Here is a 224-nt window from a genome sequence, read left to right as displayed (position 1 = left end):
GTCGGCGCCAGGGTCGAGGTGACCGGCAGTGTCGGTGCCGACGCGGGAGCGTCGGGCGTCGCCCGCCCGGACGTGTCGGTGTCGTGCGGGTGCCCGTGGGCGGCGGTCGCCGGCCCGGCTTCGGCAACGGCAGACCGCTGCACGAACGGCAGCCCCGCGGGGCTCGCCCGCACGAGGGACCGTGGCGGCTCGGGAATCGTTGCGGGGGCACTGCTCTCCGCGGT

The organism is Nocardioides sp. CPCC 206348 (genome assembly GCF_048654705.1).
Classification (GTDB): domain Bacteria; phylum Actinomycetota; class Actinomycetes; order Propionibacteriales; family Nocardioidaceae; genus Nocardioides.
Note: the sequence above shows the minus strand (reverse complement) of the source record.